The sequence below is a fragment of the Micromonospora sp. BQ32 genome, from assembly GCF_059358895.1.
In genome coordinates this window covers 217,014-240,804 of the sequence record NZ_JCADBI010000010.1, presented here as the reverse complement: position 1 = coordinate 240,804, position 23,791 = coordinate 217,014, and the positions used below count along the sequence as shown (strand labels likewise).

Annotated in this window: 20 protein-coding genes; 8 read left to right on the top strand and 12 right to left on the bottom strand. The window is 72.1% G+C overall.

Annotation, left to right across the window (positions count from 1 at the left end; genetic code table 11):
* Positions 1 to 23: 23 nt before the first annotated feature.
* From cutA to AC5L30_RS20540, 3 genes are read right to left on the bottom strand one after another with little or no spacing between them, the layout of a single operon-like run.
* Positions 24 to 344, bottom strand: a complete 321-nt coding sequence (gene cutA / locus AC5L30_RS20550) for a divalent-cation tolerance protein CutA (RefSeq protein ID WP_494869158.1) — start codon at positions 342 to 344, stop codon at positions 24 to 26.
* 21 nt (positions 345 to 365) lie between these two features.
* On the bottom strand, positions 366 to 1,370 hold the full coding sequence (locus AC5L30_RS20545; protein WP_494869157.1) for a 1-acyl-sn-glycerol-3-phosphate acyltransferase: 1,005 nt from the start codon (positions 1,368 to 1,370) through the stop codon (positions 366 to 368).
* Positions 1,370 to 2,203, bottom strand: coding sequence for a patatin-like phospholipase family protein (locus AC5L30_RS20540; RefSeq protein WP_494869156.1), 834 nt, complete (start codon positions 2,201 to 2,203; stop codon positions 1,370 to 1,372). The genes AC5L30_RS20545 and AC5L30_RS20540 overlap by 1 nt, the downstream gene beginning before the upstream one ends.
* A gap of 165 nt (positions 2,204 to 2,368) precedes the next feature.
* On the opposite strand from AC5L30_RS20540, the gene AC5L30_RS20535 reads away from it, so the two are divergent.
* Positions 2,369 to 3,862, top strand: a complete 1,494-nt coding sequence (locus tag AC5L30_RS20535; RefSeq protein ID WP_494869154.1) for a serine/threonine-protein kinase — start codon at positions 2,369 to 2,371, stop codon at positions 3,860 to 3,862.
* A gap of 18 nt (positions 3,863 to 3,880) precedes the next feature.
* Here the strand turns inward: AC5L30_RS20535 and AC5L30_RS20530 are convergent, their stop codons facing one another.
* The 9 genes from AC5L30_RS20530 to AC5L30_RS20490 all read right to left on the bottom strand — a co-directional run bounded on the left by AC5L30_RS20530 (position 3,881) and on the right by AC5L30_RS20490 (position 13,243).
* Entirely contained in the window at positions 3,881 to 4,936 is a 1,056-nt protein-coding gene (locus AC5L30_RS20530) for a glycosyltransferase family 4 protein (protein WP_494869197.1), read from the bottom strand.
* A gap of 173 nt (positions 4,937 to 5,109) precedes the next feature.
* Positions 5,110 to 5,778, bottom strand: a complete 669-nt coding sequence (locus AC5L30_RS20525; protein WP_494869152.1) for a BON domain-containing protein — start codon at positions 5,776 to 5,778, stop codon at positions 5,110 to 5,112.
* Between the two features lie 176 nt (positions 5,779 to 5,954).
* Positions 5,955 to 7,583, bottom strand: a complete 1,629-nt coding sequence (locus tag AC5L30_RS20520; RefSeq protein WP_494869150.1) for a S1C family serine protease — start codon at positions 7,581 to 7,583, stop codon at positions 5,955 to 5,957.
* A 62-nt stretch (positions 7,584 to 7,645) separates the two neighbouring features.
* A complete protein-coding gene (locus AC5L30_RS20515; protein WP_494869149.1) occupies positions 7,646 to 9,202 on the bottom strand; it encodes a sensor histidine kinase in 1,557 nt (518 codons plus the stop codon).
* Entirely contained in the window at positions 9,199 to 9,900 is a 702-nt protein-coding gene (locus AC5L30_RS20510; RefSeq protein WP_030336721.1) for a response regulator transcription factor, read from the bottom strand. Before AC5L30_RS20510 ends, AC5L30_RS20515 begins: the two co-directional genes overlap by 4 nt.
* A gap of 87 nt (positions 9,901 to 9,987) precedes the next feature.
* On the bottom strand, positions 9,988 to 10,599 hold the full coding sequence (locus tag AC5L30_RS20505; RefSeq protein ID WP_494869147.1) for a PadR family transcriptional regulator: 612 nt from the start codon (positions 10,597 to 10,599) through the stop codon (positions 9,988 to 9,990).
* The gene (locus tag AC5L30_RS20500) at positions 10,596 to 11,420 is read right to left on the bottom strand and encodes a DUF4097 family beta strand repeat-containing protein (RefSeq protein ID WP_494869146.1); all 825 of its coding nucleotides are present in this window, start codon (positions 11,418 to 11,420) and stop codon (positions 10,596 to 10,598) included. The genes AC5L30_RS20505 and AC5L30_RS20500 overlap by 4 nt, the downstream gene beginning before the upstream one ends.
* 114 nt (positions 11,421 to 11,534) lie before the next feature.
* Entirely contained in the window at positions 11,535 to 12,473 is a 939-nt protein-coding gene (locus AC5L30_RS20495) for a lysophospholipid acyltransferase family protein (RefSeq protein ID WP_494869145.1), read from the bottom strand.
* On the bottom strand, positions 12,470 to 13,243 hold the full coding sequence (locus AC5L30_RS20490) for a GNAT family N-acetyltransferase (RefSeq protein ID WP_494869144.1): 774 nt from the start codon (positions 13,241 to 13,243) through the stop codon (positions 12,470 to 12,472). Before AC5L30_RS20490 ends, AC5L30_RS20495 begins: the two co-directional genes overlap by 4 nt.
* 159 nt (positions 13,244 to 13,402) lie before the next feature.
* On the opposite strand from AC5L30_RS20490, the gene AC5L30_RS20485 reads away from it, so the two are divergent.
* From AC5L30_RS20485 to AC5L30_RS20455, 7 genes are all read left to right on the top strand, one after another.
* Positions 13,403 to 14,050, top strand: coding sequence for a hypothetical protein (locus tag AC5L30_RS20485; protein WP_494869143.1), 648 nt, complete (start codon positions 13,403 to 13,405; stop codon positions 14,048 to 14,050).
* A gap of 141 nt (positions 14,051 to 14,191) precedes the next feature.
* Positions 14,192 to 15,127 carry an ABC transporter ATP-binding protein gene (locus AC5L30_RS20480; RefSeq protein WP_494869142.1) on the top strand — a complete coding sequence of 312 codons (936 nt, stop codon included), beginning with the start codon at positions 14,192 to 14,194 and terminating at the stop codon, positions 15,125 to 15,127.
* Entirely contained in the window at positions 15,124 to 15,948 is an 825-nt protein-coding gene (locus tag AC5L30_RS20475) for a DUF2705 family protein (protein ID WP_494869141.1), read from the top strand. The genes AC5L30_RS20480 and AC5L30_RS20475 overlap by 4 nt, the downstream gene beginning before the upstream one ends.
* A gap of 240 nt (positions 15,949 to 16,188) precedes the next feature.
* Positions 16,189 to 19,962 (top strand): multifunctional oxoglutarate decarboxylase/oxoglutarate dehydrogenase thiamine pyrophosphate-binding subunit/dihydrolipoyllysine-residue succinyltransferase subunit, encoded by a 3,774-nt coding sequence (locus AC5L30_RS20470; RefSeq protein ID WP_494869139.1) that lies wholly within the window; start codon positions 16,189 to 16,191, stop codon positions 19,960 to 19,962.
* 160 nt (positions 19,963 to 20,122) lie between these two features.
* A complete protein-coding gene (locus AC5L30_RS20465) occupies positions 20,123 to 20,308 on the top strand; it encodes a DUF6104 family protein (RefSeq protein ID WP_030490374.1) in 186 nt (61 codons plus the stop codon).
* Positions 20,309 to 20,496: 188 nt separating this feature from the next.
* Positions 20,497 to 22,566: a phosphate acetyltransferase gene (gene pta, locus AC5L30_RS20460; RefSeq protein WP_494869138.1), complete on the top strand. Its 2,070-nt coding sequence runs from the start codon at positions 20,497 to 20,499 to the stop codon at positions 22,564 to 22,566.
* Entirely contained in the window at positions 22,563 to 23,678 is a 1,116-nt protein-coding gene (locus AC5L30_RS20455; RefSeq protein WP_494869136.1) for an acetate/propionate family kinase, read from the top strand. The genes pta and AC5L30_RS20455 overlap by 4 nt, the downstream gene beginning before the upstream one ends.
* The last annotated feature ends 113 nt before the right edge of the window (positions 23,679 to 23,791 follow it).

The following is a 23,791-nucleotide window of genomic DNA, read 5'->3' as shown; positions in this document are numbered from 1 at the left end:
GGCGCGGCCCAGAGTGCGCGTACTCAGGATCGGGTGTGTTCGTACACCCAGGTGGCGTAGTCGGGGTTGCCGCTCTCCACTCTGGACACCAGGATCTCCGGCACCTCGTACGGGTGGCTGACCCGGATCTGGTCCAGCAACGCGGTGAGCCGATCCGGTGCGGTCTTGAACTGCACCGACCACTCGGTGCTCGTCTCCACCCCGGACCGCCACCAGTAGGTGCTGTCCACCTGACCACCCACCTGGGCGCAGGCGGCGAGCCTGCCGGCGACGGCCGCAGCCGCCAGCACGTCGGCGACCGAACGCGCATCCACCACCGTTGTCACCACGCAGATCTCGTTCACGCCCGCACCCTACGCGGACATTTACCGATTAGCGGCGATCCAGGCATCAATCTGCGCCCACCAATCGAAGAGCCAGTCGATGCGCTGCTGCCGCCCAATCGGTACGTCCTCCGGCGGCACCGACCAGAACCGCATCACGATCCGCTTGTCCATCGGCAGTTCCCGCCACACGTCGGCGACGGTGAGCATCCGGTCCAGCCCGGTGTGGGCCACGAAGATGACCCCGGCGTCCGGGGCGGCGTCCAGCGCGGCGAGCATCCCGCCGGGCTGCGGGGCGAGCACGTGACGCATCCGCTCGGCGCGCAGGGCCATTCGTTCCAGGCCGAGGGAGCGCAGCCGGGCGATGGCGCGCAGCCGTCGCCTGGGGGTGAAGTTGCCACCCTCAGGGAAGATCACGAAGGCGTCGTTGTCGTCGAGGCCGGTGGCGAGGTGCCCGACCTGGCGTACCGTCTCCTCGCCGCGCTCCGGAGTCGGCGCGATGAACCGGTTGGGCAGCCGGTTGAGCAGCACGTCGATCGCCGGATCCCACTGGAGGCTGTCCTTGAGGACGATCCGGGGCTCCCGGTGGAACCAGTTGACCAGCCCGTGGATCAGGATGAACGAGTCGCCCGGCCCGGCGTGCCGACAGAGCACCAGCTCGGGCCGGCCGGGCAGCGCGGTGTCCGGGTCGGTGCCCACCACGTCGATGCGCAACCGCAGTGTCCAACGTGCCTGCCAGAACAGCACCCGCAGGAACCAGCCGGCCAGCACGTAGTGCGCGCGCTGGAAGGCTGGAGACCGGGTCCGCCAGCCAAAGCCGGAGACGACCCAGAGCAGGAAGAGGGCGAGCAGCGCGGCGGCGTCCCAGACCAGGTAGAAGCAGCCGATCCAGAGCAGTCGCAGCGGGCGCAGCCGGCCCGGGACCAGCGGGGACGCGGCCGCGGCGAGCAGCGCCCAGATCGGCAACGTGGTGACCACCAGGAAGGCGAGCAGCACGACGGCGGGGGCGAACAACAGCCGACGCAGCCACCGGGGAGGCAGCGGCATCACCGCTCCAGGTGGGTGGCGAGGTAGCGCCGGGAGGCGGTGTACGCGCGACTGATCCGCCGTCCCACCGCCGCCATGTCCCGGTACGCCCACGGCGTGTCGTCGCGGGGGTTGAGCCCGCCGGTCGGCAGGACGTGCACCTCCACCCCCTCGGGCAGCGCCGCCATCTCCCGGAAGAAGCGGTGCCGGCGGGAGATCTCGAACGCGACCTGCGCGATCTCCCACGGGCGGCGGGGCGGGGTCAGCTCCCGTTCGATCCGACCCACCTGGAGGACGTAGATCCGACGGGCGCCGACGGCCACCGCCTCGCCGATCGGGATGGAGTTGACGATCCCGCCGTCCACGTAGTGCGCGCCGTCGATCTGCATCGGCGGAAGCAGGCCCGGCACCGAGGCCGACGCCATCACCGCTGGCACCACCGGACCGCTGTCGAACCAGTGCTCGGCGGCGCGCTCGATGTGGGCGGCGCAGCACCGGAACGGCACCCGCAGGTCGGCGAAGGTGGTGTCCACCCCCAGCTCGGTCTCCAACAGGCGGCGCAGCGGCCGGGGCGAGTGCAGGTGGGTGCGGGCGGCGAAGCGGCGCAGCTGCCGGGCCACCGAGTCGCCGTACACCTCGCTCGCCTCCGGTGAGGCCCAGAGCCGGACCAGCCGGTCGGTGACCGCCTCGGTCGGGTCGGCGGCGACCAACGCGCCGTTCACCGCGCCGATCGAGGTGCCGAGCACCATGTCGGGTTGGATGCCGGCGCGGAACAGCGCCCGCAACATGCCGACCTCGACCGCGCCGAGCACTCCCCCGCCGCCGAGCACGAACGCCACCGGTCCCCCCGCCATGACTCTCATCCTGGCACGCGCCCGCCGCCGACCGGTGGGCCGCCGTCCACCGGCGGTCGGCGCACGGCAGGCACCGTCCGCCGACGGCCGGTGGCAACGGCGTTGACAGGCCGGACGCATTCGCGCAACCTGATACCGCTCCCACCCCTGAGGCAGGTGCGATCCGTGAAGGCAGCACTGCATCCGGGCCGATTGCTGGCTCGCAGATACCGACTTCTGGACCAGATCGGCGCCGGTGGCATGTCGGTCATCTGGCGTGCCCGGGACGAGGTACTGGACCGGGTGGTCGCGCTCAAGGTGCTCGCCCCGTCACTCGCCGCCGACGCGAGGTTCCGGGGCATGGTGCGCGAGGAGGCACGGGCCGCCGCCCAGCTGGTGCACCCGCACCTGACCTCCGTGCACGACTACGGCGAGACGGTCGACCCGGACGGCTCGATCACCTCGTTCGTGGTGATGGAGCTGCTCAGCGGCGAGGAGTTGAAGCTACGGCTCACCGAGGGGCCGCTGCCGTGGACCGAGGCGGTCCAGGTGGGCGCGCAGGTCGCGGACGCGCTGGCCGCCGCGCACCGGCTCGGCATCGTGCACCGGGACATCACCCCGGCCAACGTGATGATGACCGGGACGGGCGTCAAGGTGCTCGACTTCGGCATCGCCACCCGGATCGGCGCGCCCGACGAGGACGAGGACGGCGAGACCTTCGGCACCCCGGCGTACGTCGCCCCGGAACGCCTCGACGGCGCGCCGGCCCAGCCGTCCACCGACGTGTACTCGCTCGGCGTGCTGCTGCACGAGGCGCTCACCGGCCGGGTCCCGTATCCGGCGGACACCTGGGAGCAGCTCAGCGCCGCGCTGGCCAGTGGCCCGCCGCCGACGCTGGCCGACCTACCGGACCTGCCCGCACCGGTGGCCCAGATCTGCCTGCGCAGCCTCGCCCGGAACCCGGCCGACCGGCCGACCGCCCGGCAGGTCGCCACGGCGCTCCGCGACCATTCGCTGCCCGTCGAACCCCCGACCGCGACCATCCGGGTGCCCACCCAGCCCCTGCCACCGCAGTCGCCCGCCGTGGCGACGGCCAGCGCCCCGGCGGCAGCGCGACCGAGCGGAGACACCTCGGACGCCGGGGCCTCCGCCGCGCCGGACGAGCCGACGACCAGGTCTGGCCGCTGGTCCCGGCGGCGACTGCTGCTGTTACTGGTGCTGGCCATCGGGGCGACGCTGGCCGGGGTGGCCCTGCTGCCCGAACAGCAGCCGACCCGCCGGGCGCAGCCCTCCGCTGGTCCGGTGACGACCCCGTCGACCGACCCGCCGGCCCCCGAGTCGTCCGCGCCGACCCCGCCGACCCCGGCACCGTCGACGAAGCCGACCACCGGCGCGCCCACCTCGAACCCGGGCACCCTGACCGAGGTCGCGAACCGGGTCGACGGGTTGATCGGCGCCGGGCTGAGCGCCGGGGAGATCCGCGACGACGTGGCCCTCGACCTGCGCAACGAGCTGCGCAATCTGACCGTCGCGGTCAGCTCCGGCCGGGAAGAGCTGGCGCCACCGGTGGCCCGGCTGCGCGCGAAGGTCACCGTCCGCCTCGGTGAGGGCGGCATCAGCCCGGCGTACGCGTCTCGGCTCGACGCCGCCATCGCCGAGCTGGGCGCGACCGGGGCCTGACCCGGCGACACGGGTGAATCAGCGCACCGGCACCCGGGCCGGTTCGCGGACGTCGTGCCGGCCGAGGGCGAAGCGCCGATAGACCTCCGCGTAGCCGTTCGCCATCCGCTCGACCGAGAAGTTCTGCGCGACGTGCGCCACGCAGTCCTCCGGGTCGAGTCGCGCCGCCGCGAGCAACGCCGCGGGTAGCTCCTCGGACCGCTCGACGACGAGCCCGGTCAACCCCGGCCGAACCAGCTCCGGCACCGCACCCCGGTTGAGCGCGACCACCGGTGTGCCGGTCGCCATCGCCTCCAGCATCACCATGCCGAACGGCTCGTCCCACTGGATCGGCATGATCAGACAGCGGGCGTCGACCAGCATCCGCAGCGTCGTCGCGCGGTCCGCGTTGAGGACGACGGTCACATCGTCGTCGACCATCGGCGCGACGACCTGCTCGTAGTAGCGGCGCTCGGCCGGCTCGTTGCACTTCCCGGCCAGCAGCAGGGGCAACCCCGCCGCCCGGCACGCCCGGATGGCGGTGTCCGGGCCCTTGTCCGGGCTGAACCGGGCCAGCCACAGCACCGGCCCCGCGCCGGGCGTGTGCTTGCGCGGAAAGCCGCGGATGTCCAGCGCGTTGTGCACCGTGCCGGCCCAGGGCAGGTGCGGGTTCAGTCGGCGCTGGGCGTGCGAGATCGCCGCCAGGGCGACGCCCGAGTCGATGTCACTGAGCACGTCGCCGTACTCCCCCACGGGGTTTCCGTGCACGGTCGCGACCGTCGGCACGGCCCGGCGGCCGGCGACCAGCGGACCGATCGTGGTGTGGTCGTGGACCACGTCGAAGTCGGCCGCGCTGATCAGCCGATTCACCCGGGCCAGGTGAGCCAGCTCGGGCAGGGACTCGCCGAGCCGCTCGTACTGGACCTCGGCGACGGTGGAGACGAAGCCGTCGGCCGCCGTGCCGTGGTCACCGCCGGCACCGAACAGGGTCACCGCGTGCCCCTGCTCGCAGAGCGCGTCCACCAGGGCGGCGACGACCTGCTCAAGGCCGCCGTAGCCGGGCGGCGGAACGGACAACCACGGCGGAACCACCATCGCGACACGCAGCGACCGCTCCTCGGGGCGGCCCGCAGTCGGGTGGTTCACGGCCACGAGTCCTCCCCGTTGATCCCCGGTACGGCTGATCCCCGGTGCGGCGGCACCGCCGGTCGAGCCGGTCGGCGGCGGTTTCCCGGTGGTGTGCCGGGTAAACCGGACATGCCGGACGATCACCCGCCCACCAGGAGTTGGTCGTGGACCACCCGCACCCCGGGCGCGGACCACGCCACCCGCTCGACCTGGTCGCGTTCCCACCAGGAGCGGACCACCCCGGCGAGGACCAGCGTGTCGCCGTCCACCTCGACGGTCACCCGCTCGCCGCCGAGCGTGCGCGACAGCGCCCGCTGGACGTCCCGCCGCAGCCGCTCGGCCGGTGGTGCCGCAGGTCGTACCTCGATCAGGTTGGTGATCCCCCGTACGCCGTCGAGCCGGCGCACCTCGCCCTCGGCGGCCCGCCGCTGCCACCCGAACTCGACCTCACCGCGCAGCATCAGCCAGCCGTTGGCCACGGTCACGTCCAGCCGTTCGGCGGGCACGAAGCTGTCCCACTCCAGGGCGCGGGTGGCGGCGATGGCGACCTCGGCGTCGGTACGCCCCGGAGTGCCGGGCAGCCGCACCTCCATCTCGTCGGCCACCGCCCGTACGCCGCGAACCCGCTGAGCGCATCGGGTCGCGGCCCAACCGCGGGCGGCACCGTCCACGAATCCGGTCAGGGTGACCACGCCCTGGTCGACGGTCACCCCGATCTCGTTCGGTTGCAGCCTGGGGTCCCAGGCCAACTCGGCCAGGACGTCGCGTTGGATCCGCTGGTCGTCGCGGACACCCACCACCTCGGTCATGGCACCCCACCCCCGGTTCCGGTCGTCGCCCACCGAACCTGCCGGGCGGACGGGTGACGGCGGTTCACCCGATCCGGGTGAACCGCCGTCCGGCGGAAAGAAGCGGCGGGTGACGGAGCCGACCCCCTCGGCCCCGCCACCCGCCGCCGGAGGGAGGAAGCAGGTTCAGATGGTGGTTAGGACGTCTCGGCGAGCGTCACGGTCACCGACTTCTCGGCACCGTTGCGCTTGAACTGCACCTCGACCCGGTCGCCGACCTTGCCGGCCTGCACCGCGCCCACCAGGTCGTCCGAGTCGTTGACCGGCTTGTCGCCGAACCGGGTGACGACGTCGCCGCGCTGGAGGCCGGCCTTCTCCGCCGGGCTGCCCGGGGTGACCGACGCGACGAGCGCGCCGCCGCCCTCGGCCTGGTTGACGCCGACCCCGAGCGACGGGTGGCTGACCTTCTCTCCACGCTGGAGCTTGCCCGCGACGTCCTTGGCCTTGTTGCTGGGGATGGCGAACCCGACACCGATGTTGCCGGTGCTCTGCCCGGAGGTCGCGATGGCGGTGTTGACGCCGATCACCTCGCCTCGGGTGTTGACCAGCGCGCCACCGGAGTTGCCGGGGTTGATCGGCGCGTCCGTCTGGAGCAGGCCGGAGATCGAGCTAACCGGCTGGCTCTGCTGGGTCGGGTCCTGCTGCTGGCCCTCGCCGGCCCGGATGGTGCGGTCCCGGGCGCTGAGGATGCCCGAGGTCACCGAACCCTGCAGGCCGAGCGGGCTGCCCAGGGCGAGCACCTGGTCGCCGACCTGCATGGCGTCGCTGTCGCCGAACTTGGCCGGCTTGAGGTCGCTCACCCCGCTGGCCTTCACCACGGCCAGGTCGGTCTTCGGGTCGGTACCGATGATCTTCGCGTCGGCGGTCTTGCCGTCGGCGAAGACCACCCGCACCGCGTCGCCAGCGGCGGACGCGACCACGTGGTTGTTGGTCAGCACGTACCCGTCGGCGCTGAGCACCACCCCGGAGCCCTCACCGCTGCCGGTGGTGATCGAGACGACGCTGTCCTGCACCGACGCGGCGATCTTCGGCAGGTCGGCGCCATTGATCACCGGAGCCGCTGAGTAGGTGCGGGTGATACCGCCGCTGTCGCCGTCGAGGGCGAGCGCGAGCGCCCCACCGGCCACGCCGGAACCGAGCATCAGGGCGAACACCGCGACGCCGGCGCCGGCGAACTTGGCGATCCGGCCCGGTCGGGGGCCGCTGCCGGGCGGCGCGACCTGCGGGCCCCACGGCGGGACCGGCTGGCCCGGGTGCTGAGGGTGCTGCCCGAGGTGCTGAGGGTGCTGTCCAGGGTGCTGGGCGTGCTGCCCGGGGTGCTGCTGGTGCTGGGCGTACGCCATGCCCGGCTGGCCCCCGCCGGCCCAGCCGGACTGCTGCCCCGGGTACCAGGGGGCACCGGGGTAGTGGCCGGCGGTCGGCTGCGGGTAGCCGGACTGGCCGGGCGCCGGGTGACCGGAGACCGGGTACGGCGGCGCGGACGCAGTGGCGGCCGGGCGCTCGTAGCCGGTCGACGGCTCGTACCCGGTGGGCTGAGCGGCGGCCGGCTGACCGGCGGGCGCGGCGGCGGTGGTGACGGCGGTGGTGTCCGGGTCACCGGCGGTGGAGGCGACCGTCGGGTCGCCGCCGGTCGAGACGACCGGTACGGGGGTGGTTGGGGAGTCGGACTGCACGCGCTCGTCGCGCGGCAGCTCGGCGGTGGGGTGCGACGGCTCGGCGTCGGTGGGGGCCGGCCGGCGCTGCGGGTCGGACTCGAACTCGGTCATGGCACTACCTTCTCCCCCGGCACTGCAATCAACCTGGAACCGTCCTGGAAGTTGGCTGAAAGTCACTCGCCCACCCCGTCGACCTGCGGCAGCAGCGGCAGCCGGACCCGGAAGGTGGCCCCACCGCCGGGCGTCTCGGCCACCTCGACCGAGCCGTGGTGGGCGGCGACCAGCGCCGCCACGATGGCCAGACCGAGACCGGTGCCGGTGTTGCCGTCGGCCCGTCGGGTACGGGCCGCGTCGGCCCGGTAGAACCGCTCGAAGACCCGTTCCGCCTGCTCCGTCGACAGTCCGGGACCGGTGTCGGCGACCTCCACGACGGCGAAGCCACCGGGTTCGGCGCGCAGCCGTACCCGGATCTCGGCCTCCGGTGGGGTGTGGGTGAGCGCGTTGGTGACCAGGTTGCCGATCACCTGCCGCAGCCGCGCGTCGTCGGCGGAGACGACGAGTGGGCCCGATTCGGGCGCGATCTCCAGCTCGATCCGCCGGTCCGGTGCCATCGCCCGGGCGGCCTGCACCGCGTCGGAGGCGAGCACCGGCAGCTCCACCGGGGTCAGCGAGAGCGGCCGTTCCATGTCCAGCCGGGCGAGCAGCAGCAGGTCCTCCACCAGCAGCCCCATCCGCGCCGCCTCGTCCTCGATGCGGCGCAGCAGACCGGCGGTCTGCTCCGGCGCGCTGGCCGCACCCTGCCGGTACAGCTCGGCGAAGCCACGAATGGTGGTCAGCGGAGTCCGCAGCTCGTGCGAGGCGTCAGCGACGAACTGTCGCATCCGCTCCTCGGAGCGGATGGCCCGCGCCTCGGACGCCTGAGCGGCGGCGGCGGCATCCCGGGCGGCGCTCTCCGCCCAGCGGGCCGAGGTCTCCGACGCGGCTCGGGCGGTGAACGCCGCCTCGATCTGGGTGAGCATCGCGTTCAGCGCACGGGAGAGCCGGCCCAGCTCCGAGGTCGGTTCGGCCTGGCCCTCCTCCGGGTCGGGCACCCGGCGGGTCAGGTCACCGCCGGCGATCGCGGCGGCGGTCTGTTCGATTTCGACGAGGGGTTTGAGGCTGGTCCGGACGATCGCGGCGCCGACCGAGGCCAGCAGGATCAGCACCGCGCCGCCGACCAGCAGGTCGATCCAGACCAGCCGATTCACGGCCAGGTCGACATCGGTGAGGTGCTGGCCGACGGCCGCGAGTTGACCGTTGGGCAGCTCGGTGTAGAGCACCCGCCAGCGCACCTTGCTGTCCCGAGCCCGGACGGTGAAGGGATCACCCTCCAGCTTCTCGAAACCGGCGGCGTCCGACGGCCACGTGGGAAGGTCGGCGATGTCGAACCGCTTGTCGTCGAACCAGTAGAAGGGCGCCTTGCCGTCACTCGGGCTGATGACCACCACCAGGTAGTCGGTCGGAATGCCCAACCGCCCCTGCCCCGCGGTCAACACCGCGGTCTCGAGGGTGCGCGCCGAGCTGCTCAACTCGGCGTCGACCTGGGTGACCAGGTAGTTGCGGAGGAAGTACGCGGTCAACGAGCTGATCACCAGAAGCGCGACGGCGACCAACGCGAGCACCGAGGTGACCAGCTTCACCCGCAGTGGAACGCTGCGCACCCGTCCCTTCGCCTGCTGGACCGCGTTCACGCCGCCGGCTTGCGCAGCACGTACCCGACGCCGCGGAGAGTGTGGATCAACCGGGGTTGGGTGGTGTCGACCTTGCGCCGCAGGTACGAGATGTAGGACTCGACGATGTTGTCGTCGCCACGGAAGTCGTAGTTCCAGACGTGGTCGAGGATCTGCGCCTTGGACAGCACCCGGTTGGCGTTGAGCATCAGGTACCGCAGCAGCTTGAACTCGGTCGGCGAGAGCTGCACCCGCTGGCCGGCCCGGTGCACCTCGTGGGTCTCCTCATCCAACTCCAGGTCGGCGAAGGTGAGCCGGGACGGCGCCTGCTCGCCGGTCGTGGTGCGGCGCAGGACGGCGCGGATCCGGGCGGTCAACTCCTCCAGGCTGAACGGCTTCGTGACGTAGTCGTCGCCGCCCAGGGTCAGCCCACGGATCTTGTCGTCGGTCGCGTCCCGCGCGGTCAGGAACACCACCGGGGTACGCGTGCCGCCTTCGCGGAGCATCCGGATGACCTCGAAGCCGTCCAGGTCGGGGAGCATCACGTCGAGCACCACCAGGTCGGGCCGGTGGTCCTTGGCGGCGTTGAGCGCCGCGCTTCCACTTGTCGCGGTGGCCACGTCGAAGCCCGCGAACCGCAGGCTCGCGGAGAGCAGTTCGAGGATGTTGGGGTCGTCCTCGACGACGAGCAGACGCGCCTCGGTCTGGGTAGCGGGCATGGGGCCCATCATCGGTGACGTCACTGCGCCAGCGCTGGACGCTTCCTGGAAAAACCCTGTGAGTCGCCGGCCGTCCGGCGACGCCGCTCAGCGCAGCAGGCGACGCAGCCCGTCGAGGGCGCCGTCGAGCAGCCGGATCGCGGTACGCAGCTGGGTGTCGCTGAACTGTCGGGCGCGCAACAGCCGGCCCACCTCGTCGGTGAACGCTCCCAGCCGCTGGTCCAGCTCGTCGAGCAGCTCGGCCTGCGGCCCGGCGGTCGACGCCGGCCGGGGCGGCGGTGCTGGTGATTCCCACCGGGTCCGCCGGGTCTGTCGGGTGGCCTCGCTCAGCTCCCGCTTGAGGTCGCGGACCGACCCGCGTACCTCGCTGCGGATCTCACCGGCCAGGCTGGAGAGGTCCGCCACCGAGGCGGCGATGTCCGTCTCCAGCGCGGTCAACTCGTCGGCCCGCTGGCGCAGCTCGGCACGACCGGCGTCGGTGATGTCGTACGTCTTGCGGCCGCCGGCCGCGGTGTGGCTGACCAGGCCCTCGACCTCCAGCCGTTGCAGGCGGGGGTAGATGGTGCCGGCGCTGGGCGCGTACAGCCCGAGGAACCGGTCCTCCAGCAGGCGGATCAGCTCGTAGCCGTGCTTCGGGCCGTCGTCGAGGAGCTTGAGCAGGTAGAGCCGGAGCCGCCCGTGGCTGAACACGGCGGTCACGGCAGCTCCTCCCCGTCGTCGTCGACCGCTCGGGCGAGCAGGGCGATGCTCCCCGAGGTCGCGGAAGCCCAGAGCTTACCTTCGCCGGCGCCGAGCACCCCCTCGCTGCTGGGCAGTGGGAACTTCGAGGTGCGCAGCTGGGGAAAGCCGCTGGTGATGCGGCCGGAGGCGGTGTTGAGCTGGACGGCGAGGTCGCTGTCCTCGCGGACCCGGACGGTGATGCTGCCCGAGATGGTGGTCAACCGGATCTCGCTGCCTCGGGGGTTGTCCAGGTCGCAGGTGATGGCGCCGGAGACGGTCTGGGCCCGCACCCGGTCGGCGGCGCTGTCGGCGAGGATCACCTCCCCGGAGACCGTCTCCAGGGTGAGGTCGCCGCGGACGCCGAGCGCCTCCACCGGCCCCGAGGTGAGCTTCGCGGAGGTGTTGCCGCGCAGGCCCATCAGGGTGATCTGGCCGGCGACGACGTTGACGGTGGTCTGCCGGCGCAGGCCGGAGGCGACCAGCGAACCCGCGACCAGGCCCAGATCGGCGAGGACGTCGGCGGGCACGGCGATGGAGACGTCCACCCGGGGGTAGCGGTGGATCATCCGGAACCACCGCAGGACGTCCGACCAGCCCCGACCGCGCTCCTGACGGATGCTGAGCCGGCCGTCGGTGTGGTCGATCAGGACCGGCCGACGGCCGACCTGGGTCACGTCGATCCGGGTCGGTCCGTCGGTGGCGACCACGTTGAGCCGCCCACTGATCAGTCGAACGTCCAGCCGGATGACCGGAGCGTCCAGGGTGAGCCGTTGCGGGCTCTCGACCGTCCATCCGGCCATGGCGTCCCCCTCTCGACGACGCGCGGGAGGCACGCCGAACAGAGGAGACTGTAACGCGATACATCGCGACACCACAAGACTGTCGTGAGTCTCGTACCAGGGTGGGGGTCTTCCTCAGGCCGCCAGGTCGAGGCCGCTGCCGGCGGCGGGCTTCGGCACGGGACCGGCCGGAGTCACCGTCGGCACCGGTCGCAGCCGGGCCCGCGCCACGACAGCCGCCGTGGGCACCAGGTGTACGGCCGACTCGGCGGCCCGGGCCAGCAACCGCCGATCGGCGTCGCGGGCCGGGTGCAGCGCCCCGGCGATCGTCACCGAGACCACCAGTTCCCGCGCCGCGGCCACCCTGGCCATCGAGCGCAGCAGGGTGTCCGCACCGAGGAAGGCGGCCACCGTGGTGGTCGACCCGGTGGCCGCACAGCGATAGGTGAGCCGCAACGGCACGACCGGGCTGCCCGTGTCGATCGCCGCCTGGAACGTCGCGGGCCGGAAACCACCGCCGGGACGGCAGTCGGTGGCACCGTTTCCGGCACACCACGTCGTACCCTCCGGAAAGACCGCCACCGACCGCCCGGCGCGCAGCGCGTCGGCGACCCGGCTGACGGTCCTCGGCAGCGCCAGCGGGCGGGCGCGGTCCACGAAGACCGTGCCCGCCGCCGCGGCCAGCAGACCGACCACCGGCCACGAGCGGATCTCCCGTTTCGCCACCATCCGGGTGGGCGCGACCGCCAACACGGCGAGGATGTCCAGCCAGGAGACGTGGTTGGCGACCAGCAGCGCACGCCGCCGGGGCAGCCGACCCTTGACCACGAGGCGGACGCCGAAGGCGCGCGCGGTGGCCCGGGCCCAGCCGCTGACCAGCGCCCGCCGTTCCCGGGTGGGGAGCACCGGGAGCAGCAGCACCACCGGGATCCCGGCCAGCAGCATGCCGAGCGCCGCGACCAGCCGGAGCACCCGGCGGGCCACCGGCACCGTGGGCACCTCGCCGGCCGCCGGCAGGCAGTCGTCGTCGCAGCCGGAGGAGGGCCGCCACAGGTCGCGCTGGGCGGCGGTCACCGCTGCTCTCCGCCCAGGAAGTGCCGCAGGTAGCGCGGGTTCATCCGGTCCAGGGAAAAGAGGACGTAGAAGTCCGCGCACCCGAAGTCGGGGTCGTACGCCGGCTCGCCGCAGATCCACGCGCCGAGCCGGAGGTAGCCCCGTAGCAGCGGCGGAAACGCGACCCGTCCGGTCGGGGCAGCGGCGACCGGGCCGGCGGCAGCCGCCTCGGTGAACCAGGGCCGCAACGGGCGGACCCGCAGCGGCGGCGGCGACAGGTGCCGGGCCCGGGCCTGGGTCCACACCTCGGCGACCGTCCGCCCGCCGTCGGCCACCGGCACGGACGCGCATCCGCCGAGCCAGCGGGAGCCACGCAGGTGCAGGTACCGGATGATGCCGGCCCACATCAGGTTGATCACCGCGCCGGAGCGGTGGTCCGGGTGTACGCAGGACCGACCCGCCTCGACCAGGTCGCCGCGCAGCGGGTCGAGCGGGCTCAGGTCGAACTCGTCCTCGGCGTAGCGCCGGGTGGTGCGCCCCGGCGGCAGCAGCCGGTACGTACCGACCACCTCACCGGTGCTGTCCTCGCGGACGATCAGGTGGTCGCAGTACGCGTCGAAGGGGTCCACGTCCAACCCGGCCTCGCCAGGAAGGAGGGTGGCGCCGAGTTCGGTGGCGAACACCTCGTGGCGCAGGCGTTGCGCGGCCGCGACCTGGGTGGGGTCGTCGGCGATCAGCAGGGTGTATCCGCTGGTCTTCAGGGGTGCGCCAGCGGCATGCAGAACGGCCATGGGATCTGTGTAGGTGCCCGGGTTGCCATTCACGGGGACCACTGGTGTCGATCGGATGAACGCCGGCAGGCGAGACCGCTAGCGACGCCCGGCTCAGACCGTGCGAGGCTGCCCGGGCAGGCCGGCGAAGGCGCCGACACGCACCATCGGAGGTCGACGATGCGCATCGAACCCCGCTACAACGGGCCCACCGGCTCCGGCAACGGCGGCTGGAGCGCGGGGATCTTCGCCGCCGGGGCGGGCGGCAGCGAGCCGGTCGAGGTGACGCTGCGCCGGCCGCCACCACTGGAGACCGAGCTGACCCTGGTCGACGGCGAGGTCCGGGACCCCGCCGGCGAGCTGGTGGCCGAGGTGCGCCCGGCCGGGGTGATCGATGCGGTCGTACCCCCGGTCGACCTGGGCACGGCGGTGGCCGCCGCGGCCCGCTACCCCGGCCTGGTCGAGCACCCGTTCCCCAGCTGCTACGTGTGCGGGCCGGAGCGGGCCGACGGGCTGCGGATCTTCCCCGGTCGGCTGCCCGATGGCCGAACCGCCGCGCCGTTCCGCGTGCCCGCGCAGGTCAGCGCGGCCACGGTCTGGGCAGCGCTGGACTGCCCCGGCGGTTGGGCGGTGCTCGCGCCGGGCCGCCCGTACCTGCTCGGCCGGATCGCCGCCGCGGTCGCGGCGCTTCCCGAACCGGGCGACGAGTGCGTGGTGACCGGGGCGTTGCTCCGCGTCGATGGGCGCAAGGCGCTCGTGCACACCAGCCTGTACGGCCCGGACGGCGCGTTGCTCGGCGCGGCCCGGGCAACCTGGATCGCCCGCTGAGCCCGGCCGTCGTCCGCAGGGATGAGTCGCCTCCACCCCGCGACGGAGGCGAACGTACTGACCGCGCCTGATTGACCTTGCTGCCACGGGCCGTCACGCTGTGCCACGGCGTACCTCGACGCCACACACGGGAGGAGAACGATGACTGACGGGCAGCGAAGCCCCACCAGCGACGGTCAGATCGTGGTGTCCGGTCTGACGAAGCAGTACAAGAGCGTCCGGGCGGTGAACAACCTGTCCTTCACCGTGGCACCGGGGCGGGTGACCGGCTTCCTCGGCCCGAACGGCGCCGGCAAGACCACCACGCTGCGCATGCTGCTGAATCTGGTCACGCCGACCGCCGGCACGGCCACCATCGGCGGTCAGCGGTACGCCGATCTCGCCGACCCGCTGCGGCAGGTCGGAGCGGTGCTGGAGGCGTCCAGCGCGCACAAGGGCCGCACCGGCATCAACCACCTCCGGGTGATCTGCGCGGCGGCCGGGCTGCCCAAGCAGCGTGCCGACGAGGCGCTGGCCCTGGTCGGGCTGAGCCCGGCGGCGAAGCGCAAGTTCAAGGGTTACTCGCTCGGCATGAAGCAGCGGCTCGGCATCGCCGCCGCGATGCTCGGTGACCCCCGCGTGCTGATCCTCGACGAGCCGGCCAACGGGCTGGACCCGGAGGGCATCCGGTGGATGCGTGGGTTCCTCAAGAACCTCGCCCACGAGGGCCGTACGGTGCTGGTCTCCAGCCACCTGCTGTCGGAGATGCAGCTGCTCGCCGACGACGTGGTGATCATCGCGGCCGGGCAGCTGATCCGGCAGGGTCCGGTCGAGCAGGTGCTCGGTTCGATGGCGCAGGGCGCCCGGGTCCGGGTCCGCACCCCGCAGGCCGAGGCGCTGACCACCGCCCTGAAGGCGCAGTCGGCGACCATCGAGACCGACGAGCACGGTGTGCTGCTGGTCGGCGGGGTGGACGCCCCGACGATCGGCCGGTCCGCCCTCGCCGCCGGGGTGGAGCTGCACGAACTGACCACCGAACGGCCCGATCTGGAACGGGTCTTCCTGGAGCTGACGGCCGGAAAGGCGGGCATCCGATGAACCTGGTCCGATCCGAGCTACTCAAGATCCGTACCACCAACACCTGGTGGATCTTCGCGCTGATCAGCCTGCCGCTCTGGGCGCTCACCCTGCTCATCAACTGGTTGCAGGCCGACACCCTGACCAGCGGCAACCTCGGCGACGTGCCGCCCGACCAGGCCGACACCTTTGCGGCGGCGGCCCACCCGGACGCCCTGTCGGCGAACCTGTTCACCACCGGGCAGTTCTTCGGCCTGCTGATCGTGATGCTGCTCGGCATCATCGTGGTGACCAGCGAGTTCTTCCACCAGACGGTGACCACCACGTTCCTCACCAACCCGCACCGCACCGCCGTGATGAGCGCCAAGCTGGTCGCGGCCGGCGTGCTGGCGCTGCTGTTCTGGCTGGTGACCACCGCGTTCAACCTGGTCGCCGGGTCGGCGGTGCTGAACGCGATCGGGATGGACTCCCAACTGGGCAACGACGCGGCCTGGCGGGCGATCGGGTTGAACCTGCTCGCGTACCTGCTCTGGGCGGTGTTCGGCGTCGGCATCGGCGTGCTGATCCGCAGCCAGATCGGCGCCACAGTGACCGGCATCCTGCTCTACCTGGGTGGCTCGATCGGCGCCATCGTGGTGATCAGCATCCTGGCCGAGCGCTGGGGTGACTGGATCAACAATCTGCAACTGCTGGTGCCGTCGCTGGCCTCGTCGCTGATGGTCACCGGGGCGGTCATCCCCGGCAACCCGCCGCGCTGGGCCGGCGCCGCCGTGCTCATCGGGTACGCGGTGGTGACCGGCGTGATCGGCACCCTGCTGATGCGTCGACGCGACATCTCCTGACGGTCCCGGGGTGGCGGCGGCACGGCCGCCACCCCGGTTCGCGTAGCAGTCGTCGACAGAGCGCGCAGGCGTTGCTGAACTTCTGGCATCTTCTGTGAAACCGGCCACGGGACCGAGGCGGAAATGCCTGCGGGATCGGTACGGCGTAGCCTGGGAGCCGTCCAGTCCGTGCTCCTAATCGGGCGCGACGGGACACACCGCGTGCCACACAAACCCGCGTGAAAGAGGCGATTACCGGCCGTGTCGACCCAGCAGACTTCGCAGGAGAACCCACTGGCGGGTTTCGGCCCGAATGAGTGGATCGTCGAGGAGATGTACCAGCGTTACCTCGCCGACCCATCGAGCGTCGATTCGGCCTGGCACGACTTCTTCGCCGACTACCGGCCGGCACCAGGGGCGGGCACCCCGTCCGGCGCCGAATCGTCGGACAAGCCGGCCGCCGCCCCGGAGCCGGACGGCCAGCCGGAGGCAGCCGCCACGGTCGCCCAGCCGAGCGCCCCGGCCAAGCCGGCGACCGCGAGCAAGCCGGCCGCCGCCCAGCCGACGCCGGCCAAGCCCGCCGCCCCGGCCAAGGCTGCCGCTCCGGCCACGCCGAAGGCCACGCCGGAGAAGGCCGCCCCGGCCAAGCCGGCCGCCAAGGCCGCCGCACCGAGCGCCGAAGGCCCGCAGACCACGCCGTTGCGGGGCGTCGCGGCGAAGATCGTCCAGAACATGGACGCCTCGCTGAGCGTGCCGACCGCGACCAGCGTGCGCGCGGTCCCGGCCAAGCTGCTGGTGGACAACCGCATCGTGATCAACAACCACCTCGCCCGTGGGCGGGGCGGCAAGGTCAGCTTCACCCACCTGGTCGGCTACGCGATGGTGCGGGCGCTGGTCCAGCACCCCGAGATGAACAACTCCTTCGCCGAGGCCAACGGCAAGCCGGCGCTGGTCCGCCCGGCACACGTCAACCTCGGCATCGCGATCGACCTGGCCAAGCCGGACGGCAGCCGCAACCTGGTGGTCCCCTCCATCAAGGGCTGCGAGCAGATGGACTTCCGGCAGTTCTGGCAGGCGTACGAGGACGTGGTCCGACGGGCGCGGCGCAATGAGCTGACCATGGAGGACTACTCCGGCACCACGATCTCGCTGACCAACCCGGGCGGCATCGGCACCGTGCACTCGATGCCGCGGCTCATGCAGGGGCAGAGCGCGATCATCGGCGTCGGCGCGATGGAGTACCCGGCCCCGTACCAGGGAATGTCCGAGGCCACGCTGGCCGAGCTGGCGGTCAGCAAGATCATCACGCTGACCAGCACGTACGACCACCGGGTCATCCAGGGCGCGCAGTCCGGCGAGTTCCTCAAGGTCATGCACGAGCTGATCCTGGGCGAGCACGGCTTCTACGACCAGATCTTCACCGCGCTGCGCATCCCGTACGAGCCGGTGCGCTGGATGCGCGATGTCGCCGTCAACTCCGAGGGTCAGATCAACAAGACCGCGCGGGTGCACGAGCTGATCCACGCGTACCGGGTGCGCGGTCACCTGATGGCCGACACCGACCCGCTGGAATTCAAAATCCGCAAGCATCCCGACCTGGACGTTCTCCAGCACGGGCTCACCCTGTGGGACCTGGACCGCGAGTTCCCGGTCAACGGCTTCGCCGGCCGGCAGCGGATGAAGCTGCGGGAGATCCTCGGCGTGCTGCGCGACTCGTACTGCCGCCGGGTCGGCATCGAGTACATGCACATCCAGGACCCGGAGGAGCGGCGCTGGGTCCAGGAACGGATCGAGCGCAAGTACGAGAAGCCGTCCGCCGACGAGCAGAAGCACGTGCTCAACCGGCTCAACGCCGCCGAGGCGTTCGAGACCTTCCTGCAGACCAAGTACGTCGGCCAGAAGCGCTTCTCGCTGGAGGGCGGCGAGTCGCTGATCCCGCTGCTCGGTGAGGTGCTCGAGTCGTCCGCCGAGAACGGGCTGGACGAGGTCGTCATCGGCATGGCCCACCGGGGTCGGCTCAACGTGCTGGCCAACATCGTCGGCAAGCCGTACGAGAAGATCTTCTCGGAGTTCGAGGGGCATCTGGACCCGCGCTCGACGCAGGGCTCCGGCGACGTGAAGTACCACCTGGGCCAGAACGGCAAGTTCACCACCCCGGACGGCCAGCACGCGGTCAAGGTGTCGGTGGTGGCCAACCCGTCGCACCTGGAGGCCGTCGACCCGGTGCTGGAGGGCATCGTCCGGGCCAAGCAGGACCGGATCGACCTCAAGCTGGAGGGCTACACCGTGCTGCCGCTGGCGGTGCACGGTGACGCCGCCTTCGCCGGGCAGGGCGTGGTCGCCGAGACGCTCAACCTGTCGCAGCTGCGCGGCTACCGCACCGGCGGCACCGTGCACGTGGTGGTGAACAACCAGGTCGGCTTCACCACCGCACCGGAGTACAGCCGGTCCAGCCTCTACAGCACCGACGTGGCGCGGATGATCCAGGCGCCGATCTTCCACGTCAACGGCGACGACCCGGAGGCCGTGGTCCGGGTGGCCCGGCTGGCGTTCGAATACCGGCAGACGTTCAACAAGGACGTCGTGATCGACATGGTCTGCTACCGCCGGCGCGGGCACAACGAGGGCGACGACCCGTCGATGTCCAACCCCCAGATGTACAAGATCATTGACTCGAAGCGCTCGGTCCGCAAGCTCTACACCGAGGAGCTGATCGGTCGCGGCGACATCACCGTGGAGGACGCGGAGGAGCTGCTGCGCGACTACCAGGCGCAGCTGGAGAAGGTCTTCAAGGCCACCCGGGACGCCGCTGCGGCACCGCGCCAGCTCAACCGGCCGCGCCGCGAGGAGGAGCCGGAGCCGCAGGTCGACACCGCCACCGACGCGTCAGTGGTCAAGGCCATCGGTGAGGCGCACATCAACCTGCCGGAGGGCTTCACCCCGCACAAGCGAATCCAGCAACTGCTGGACCGGCGGGCCAAGATGTCCGTCGAGGGCAACATCGACTGGGGCTTCGGCGAGATCATCGCGCTCGGGGCGCTGCTGCACGACGGGGTCACCGTCCGGCTCGCCGGACAGGACTCGCGTCGCGGCACGTTCGTCCAGCGGCACGCCTCGGTGGTCGACTCCCGCACCGGCGACGACTACCTGCCGCTGAAGTCGCTCACCAGTGACGGCGACCGCTCCCGGTTCTTCGTGCACGACTCGCTGCTCAGCGAGTACGCGGCGATGGGCTTCGAGTACGGCTACTCGGTGGAGAACATCAACGCCCTCGTCGCCTGGGAGGCCCAGTTCGGCGACTTCGTCAACGGCGCCCAGTCGGTGATCGACGAGTTCATCTCGTCCGGCGAGGTGAAGTGGGGCCAGCGCTCCGCCATCACCCTGCTGCTGCCGCACGGCCACGAGGGTCAGGGCCCGGACCACACCTCCGGCCGGCCGGAGCGGTTCCTGCAGATGTGCGCCGAGGACAACATGCGGGTGTCCATCCCGACCACCCCGGCGAACTACTTCCACCTGCTGCGCCGCCAAGCCCTGTCGCCCAAGCGCAAGCCGCTGGTGGTGTTCACGCCGAAGTCGCTGCTGCGGCACAAGCTCTGCGTCTCGTCGGTGGAGGACTTCACCACCGGCACCTTCCAGCCGGTGCTGCGCGACACCGCCGCCCCGACGCCGGAGGCCGTGAAGCGGGTGCTGCTCTGCTCCGGCAAGGTCTACTACGACCTGTTCCAGGCCCGGCAGGAGCGCGGCGTCACCGACACCGCGATCCTGCGGCTTGAGCAGCTGTACCCGCTGCCGGTGGAGGAGATCCGGGCCGCGCTCGCGCAGTTCCCGAACGCGGAGGACTTCGCCTGGGTGCAGGAGGAGCCGGCCAACCAGGGTGGCTGGTCGTTCGTCGCGCTCAACCTGCTGGAGCACCTCACGGACGTTCGGCTGCGGCGGATCTCCCGCCCGGCCGCGGCCGCCCCGGCGGTCGGCTCGGCCAAGACCCACGAGGTCGAGCAGAACGCGCTGATCGAGGCGGCTCTCCCCCGCCCGTGACCTGACCGCACCGCGAGGAGCCGGGGCAGGGCCGTTTCACCACGGTCCTGCCCCGGCTCTCGTAGGTCCCGCCGGTCCACCCGTCGGCCGGTGGACCACCCACCATCCGCCCACCCACCATCCGCCCGGCCCGAGCCGGGTCGAGCACAAGGACGTACCCATGTACTTCACCGACCGTGGCATCGAAGAGCTGGTCGAACGCCGGGGCGAAGAGCAGGTGACCCTGGAGTGGCTCGGCGAGCGCCTGCGCGACTTCGTCGACCTCAACCCCGACTTCGAAACCCCCATCGAGCGCCTGGCCACCTACCTGGCCCGCCTGGACGACCCCGACGACGAAGACGCCTAACCCCAACCCGATCCCCCACCCACCCCACCCCACGCGTTGATCATGAAGTTGTCCGCGCGTGTCGTCGGTGTGTCGGGCGATAACTCCATGATCACCGGGGCGAGGGGTGGGGCCCGCGGGGCCGGGGGTTGGGTCGGCAGGGGCGGAGGGCCCGGGTGGGGGGCCTTGCGATCTTCTAGGGTGGGGCTGTGGCCCGAAGTGTGTATCTGACGAGCGTGGGGTCCGGCGGGGGCAAGTCGACCATCGCCCTCGGGTTGGCGGAGTTGCTGTCCCGCCAGGTCGGGCGGATCGGCGTGTTCCGGCCGTTGGTGGCCGACACCGGCCAGGACCCGATCCTCGCCCTGCTCAGCGAGCGGTACCGGGTCGAGGTGCCGCTGTCCGAGCTGGCCGGGGCGAGCTACGCCGACGCTGCCGCGCTGGTCGCCGACGGCCGACGGGAAGAGCTGATCTCCGCCATCGTCGAGCGCTACCGGGCGGTGGAGCGGCAGTGCCCGGCGGTGGTCGTGGTGGGCAGCGACTTCGACGACCCGGGCGATCCGGCCCGCCCCCGGGAACTGGCCTTCAACGCCCGGCTGGCCACCGAGTTCGGCAGCGTGGTGGTGCCCGTGGTGGACGGCTTCGGGCAGGAGCCGGCCGCGATCGCGTCGGCCGTGCGGGGGGCGTACCACGATCTGGCCGACCTGGGCGCGACCGTGCTCGCGGTGATCGCCAACCGGGTGCCCGGGCCGATGACGTTGCCCGACCTGCCGGTCCCCGCGTACGCCATCCCGGAGGTGCCGACGGTGTCGGCGCCGACGGTGGCCGAGGTGGCGGCAGCGCTCGGCGCCACCCTGCTGGCCGGGGACGAGGCCGCGCTCGGTCGCGACGTGCTGGATTTCGTGGTCGGCGCGGCGCATGTGCCGACCCTGCTGGGCCACCTCACCGAAGGCGCCCTGGTGATCACCCCAGGGGACCGGGCCGACCTGCTCGTCGCCGCGAGCGCCGCGCACGTGGCGGGGCAGGTGTCGGTGGCCGGGCTGGTGCTCACCCTCGGCGAGCAGCCCGACCCCAGGGTCATGCGGCTGGTGGAAGGGCTCAACACCGGGCTGGCGGTGCTCTCCGTACGCAGCGACAGCTACGACACGGTGGCCGCGTCCAGCCGCATCGAGGGCCGGCCCAGCGCGGCCAATCCCCGCAAGGTCGAGGCCGCGCTCGGCGCGTTCGAACGCTGTGTGGACACCGACGACCTGGCCCGTCGGCTGCGGGTCAGCCGGTCGGCGCGGGTCACCCCTCTGATGTTCGAGAACGAGCTGATCGACCGGGCCCGCTCGAAGCCGCGACACCTGGTGCTGCCGGAGGGCACCGACGAGCGGATCCTGCGCGCGGCGGAGATCCTGCTGCGCCGTGGCGTGGCCGAGCTGACGGTGCTCGGTCGGCCGGACGACATTTCCCGGCGCACCCGCGAGCTGGGCATCGACCTCGGCGACGCGCACGTGGTCGACCCGGGCACCAGCGGGTGGCGCGACGACTTCGCCGCCGAGTACGCGCGGCTGCGCGCCCACCGTGGCGTCACCGCCGAGTTGGCGCACGACATCGTGGCGCAACCCAACTACTTCGGCACCCTGATGGTCGCCACCGGCCGGGCCGACGGCATGGTCTCCGGCGCGACGCACACCACCGCCGCGACCATCCGGCCGGCGTTCGAGATCATCCGTACGCTGCCGGACGTCTCGGTGGCCTCCAGCGTCTTCTTCATGTTGCTCGCCGACCGGGTGCTGGTCTACGGCGACTGCGCGGTCAACCGCGACCCGGACGCGACCCAGCTCGCCGACATCGCGATCTCGTCGGCCGACACCGCCGCCCGGTTCGGCATCGAGCCCCGGGTGGCCATGCTGTCGTACTCCACCGGCAGCTCCGGCGCCGGCGCGGACGTGGAGAAGGTCGCCGCGGCCACCGGGCTGGTCCGGGAGCGCCGGCCCGACCTGCTGGTCGAGGGGCCCATCCAGTACGACGCGGCGATCGACCCGGCGGTGGCGGCCACGAAGCTGCCCGACAGCCCGGTCGCCGGCCACGCCACGGTCTTCATCTTCCCGGACCTGAACACCGGCAACAACACGTACAAGGCGGTGCAGCGCTCGGCCGGGGCGGTCGCCGTCGGCCCGGTCATGCAGGGCCTGCGCCGACCGGTGAACGACCTGTCCCGGGGCGCCACGGTGCCGGACATCGTCAACACGGTGGCGATCACCGCCATCCAGGCGGCCACCGAGGAGGCGTCGTGAGTCGGGTGCTGGTGCTCAACTGCGGGTCGTCGTCGGTGAAGTGGCGCCGCTACGACGATGACCAGGCACTCGACCACGGAACGGTCGAGCGGATCGGTGAGCCCGGCGGCGGTCCGGCGGACCACACCGAGGCGGTCCGGCAGATCCTGGACGGGCTGGACCTGGCCGGGCTGACCGCGGTCGGGCACCGGGTGGTGCACGGTGGCCGGACGTTCAGTGCGCCGGTACTGGTCAACGACGCGGTGCTGGCCGCGATCAAGGACCTGGTGCCGCTCGCCCCGCTGCACAACCCGGCCAACCTGGCCGGCATCGAGGTGGCCCGCGCGGCGCTGCCGGACGTCCCGCAGGTCGCCGTCTTCGACACCGCGTTCCACCACACCCTGCCGGAGGCCGCCGCGACGTACGCGATCGACCGGGACATCGCCGAGCGGTACGACATCCGCCGATACGGCTTCCACGGCACCTCACACGCGTACGTGTCCCGGCGCACCGCCGAGCTGCTGGGCCGCCCGTACGAGCAGGTCAACACGATCACCCTGCACCTGGGCAACGGGGCCAGCGCCTGCGCGGTGGCGAGCGGTCGCAGCGTCGCCACCTCGATGGGCATGTCCCCGTTGCAGGGGCTGGTGATGGGGACCCGCAGCGGCGACGTGGACCCGACTGTGATCTTCCACCTGCGTCGGGAGGGCGGGCTGTCGGTGGACGACATCGACGACCTGCTCAACCACCGCAGTGGCCTGCTCGGGCTGACCGGCGTCAACGACATGCGCGAGGTGCTCGAACGCCGGGCGGCCGGTGACCGGGCGGCGGCGCTGGCCTTCGACGTGTACTGCCGGCGCATCACCGGCTACGTCGGGGCGTACTACGCACTGCTCGGCCGGGTCGACGCGATCACCTTCACCGCCGGGGTCGGCGAGCACGCCGCGCCGGTGCGGGCCGCCGCGCTGGCCGGCCTGGGCCGGCTCGGCATCGCGGTGGACGACGCCCGCAACGACGGCGAGGGCGACCGGTTGATCTCGCCCGATGGCGCCGAGGTGAGCGTCTGCGTCATCCGCACCGACGAGGAGCGGGAGATCGCCCGCCAGACCCGGGACGTGGTCGGGGCGGCGTGACGCCGGTGAGGCGCGCACCCCCGGGAGGCCCGAGGGTGCGCGCGAGTCGGTAAGGCCCGTTCAGCGAGACGCCAGCCAGGCGAGTAGATCAGCCGGTCACCAGCCAGGCGAGT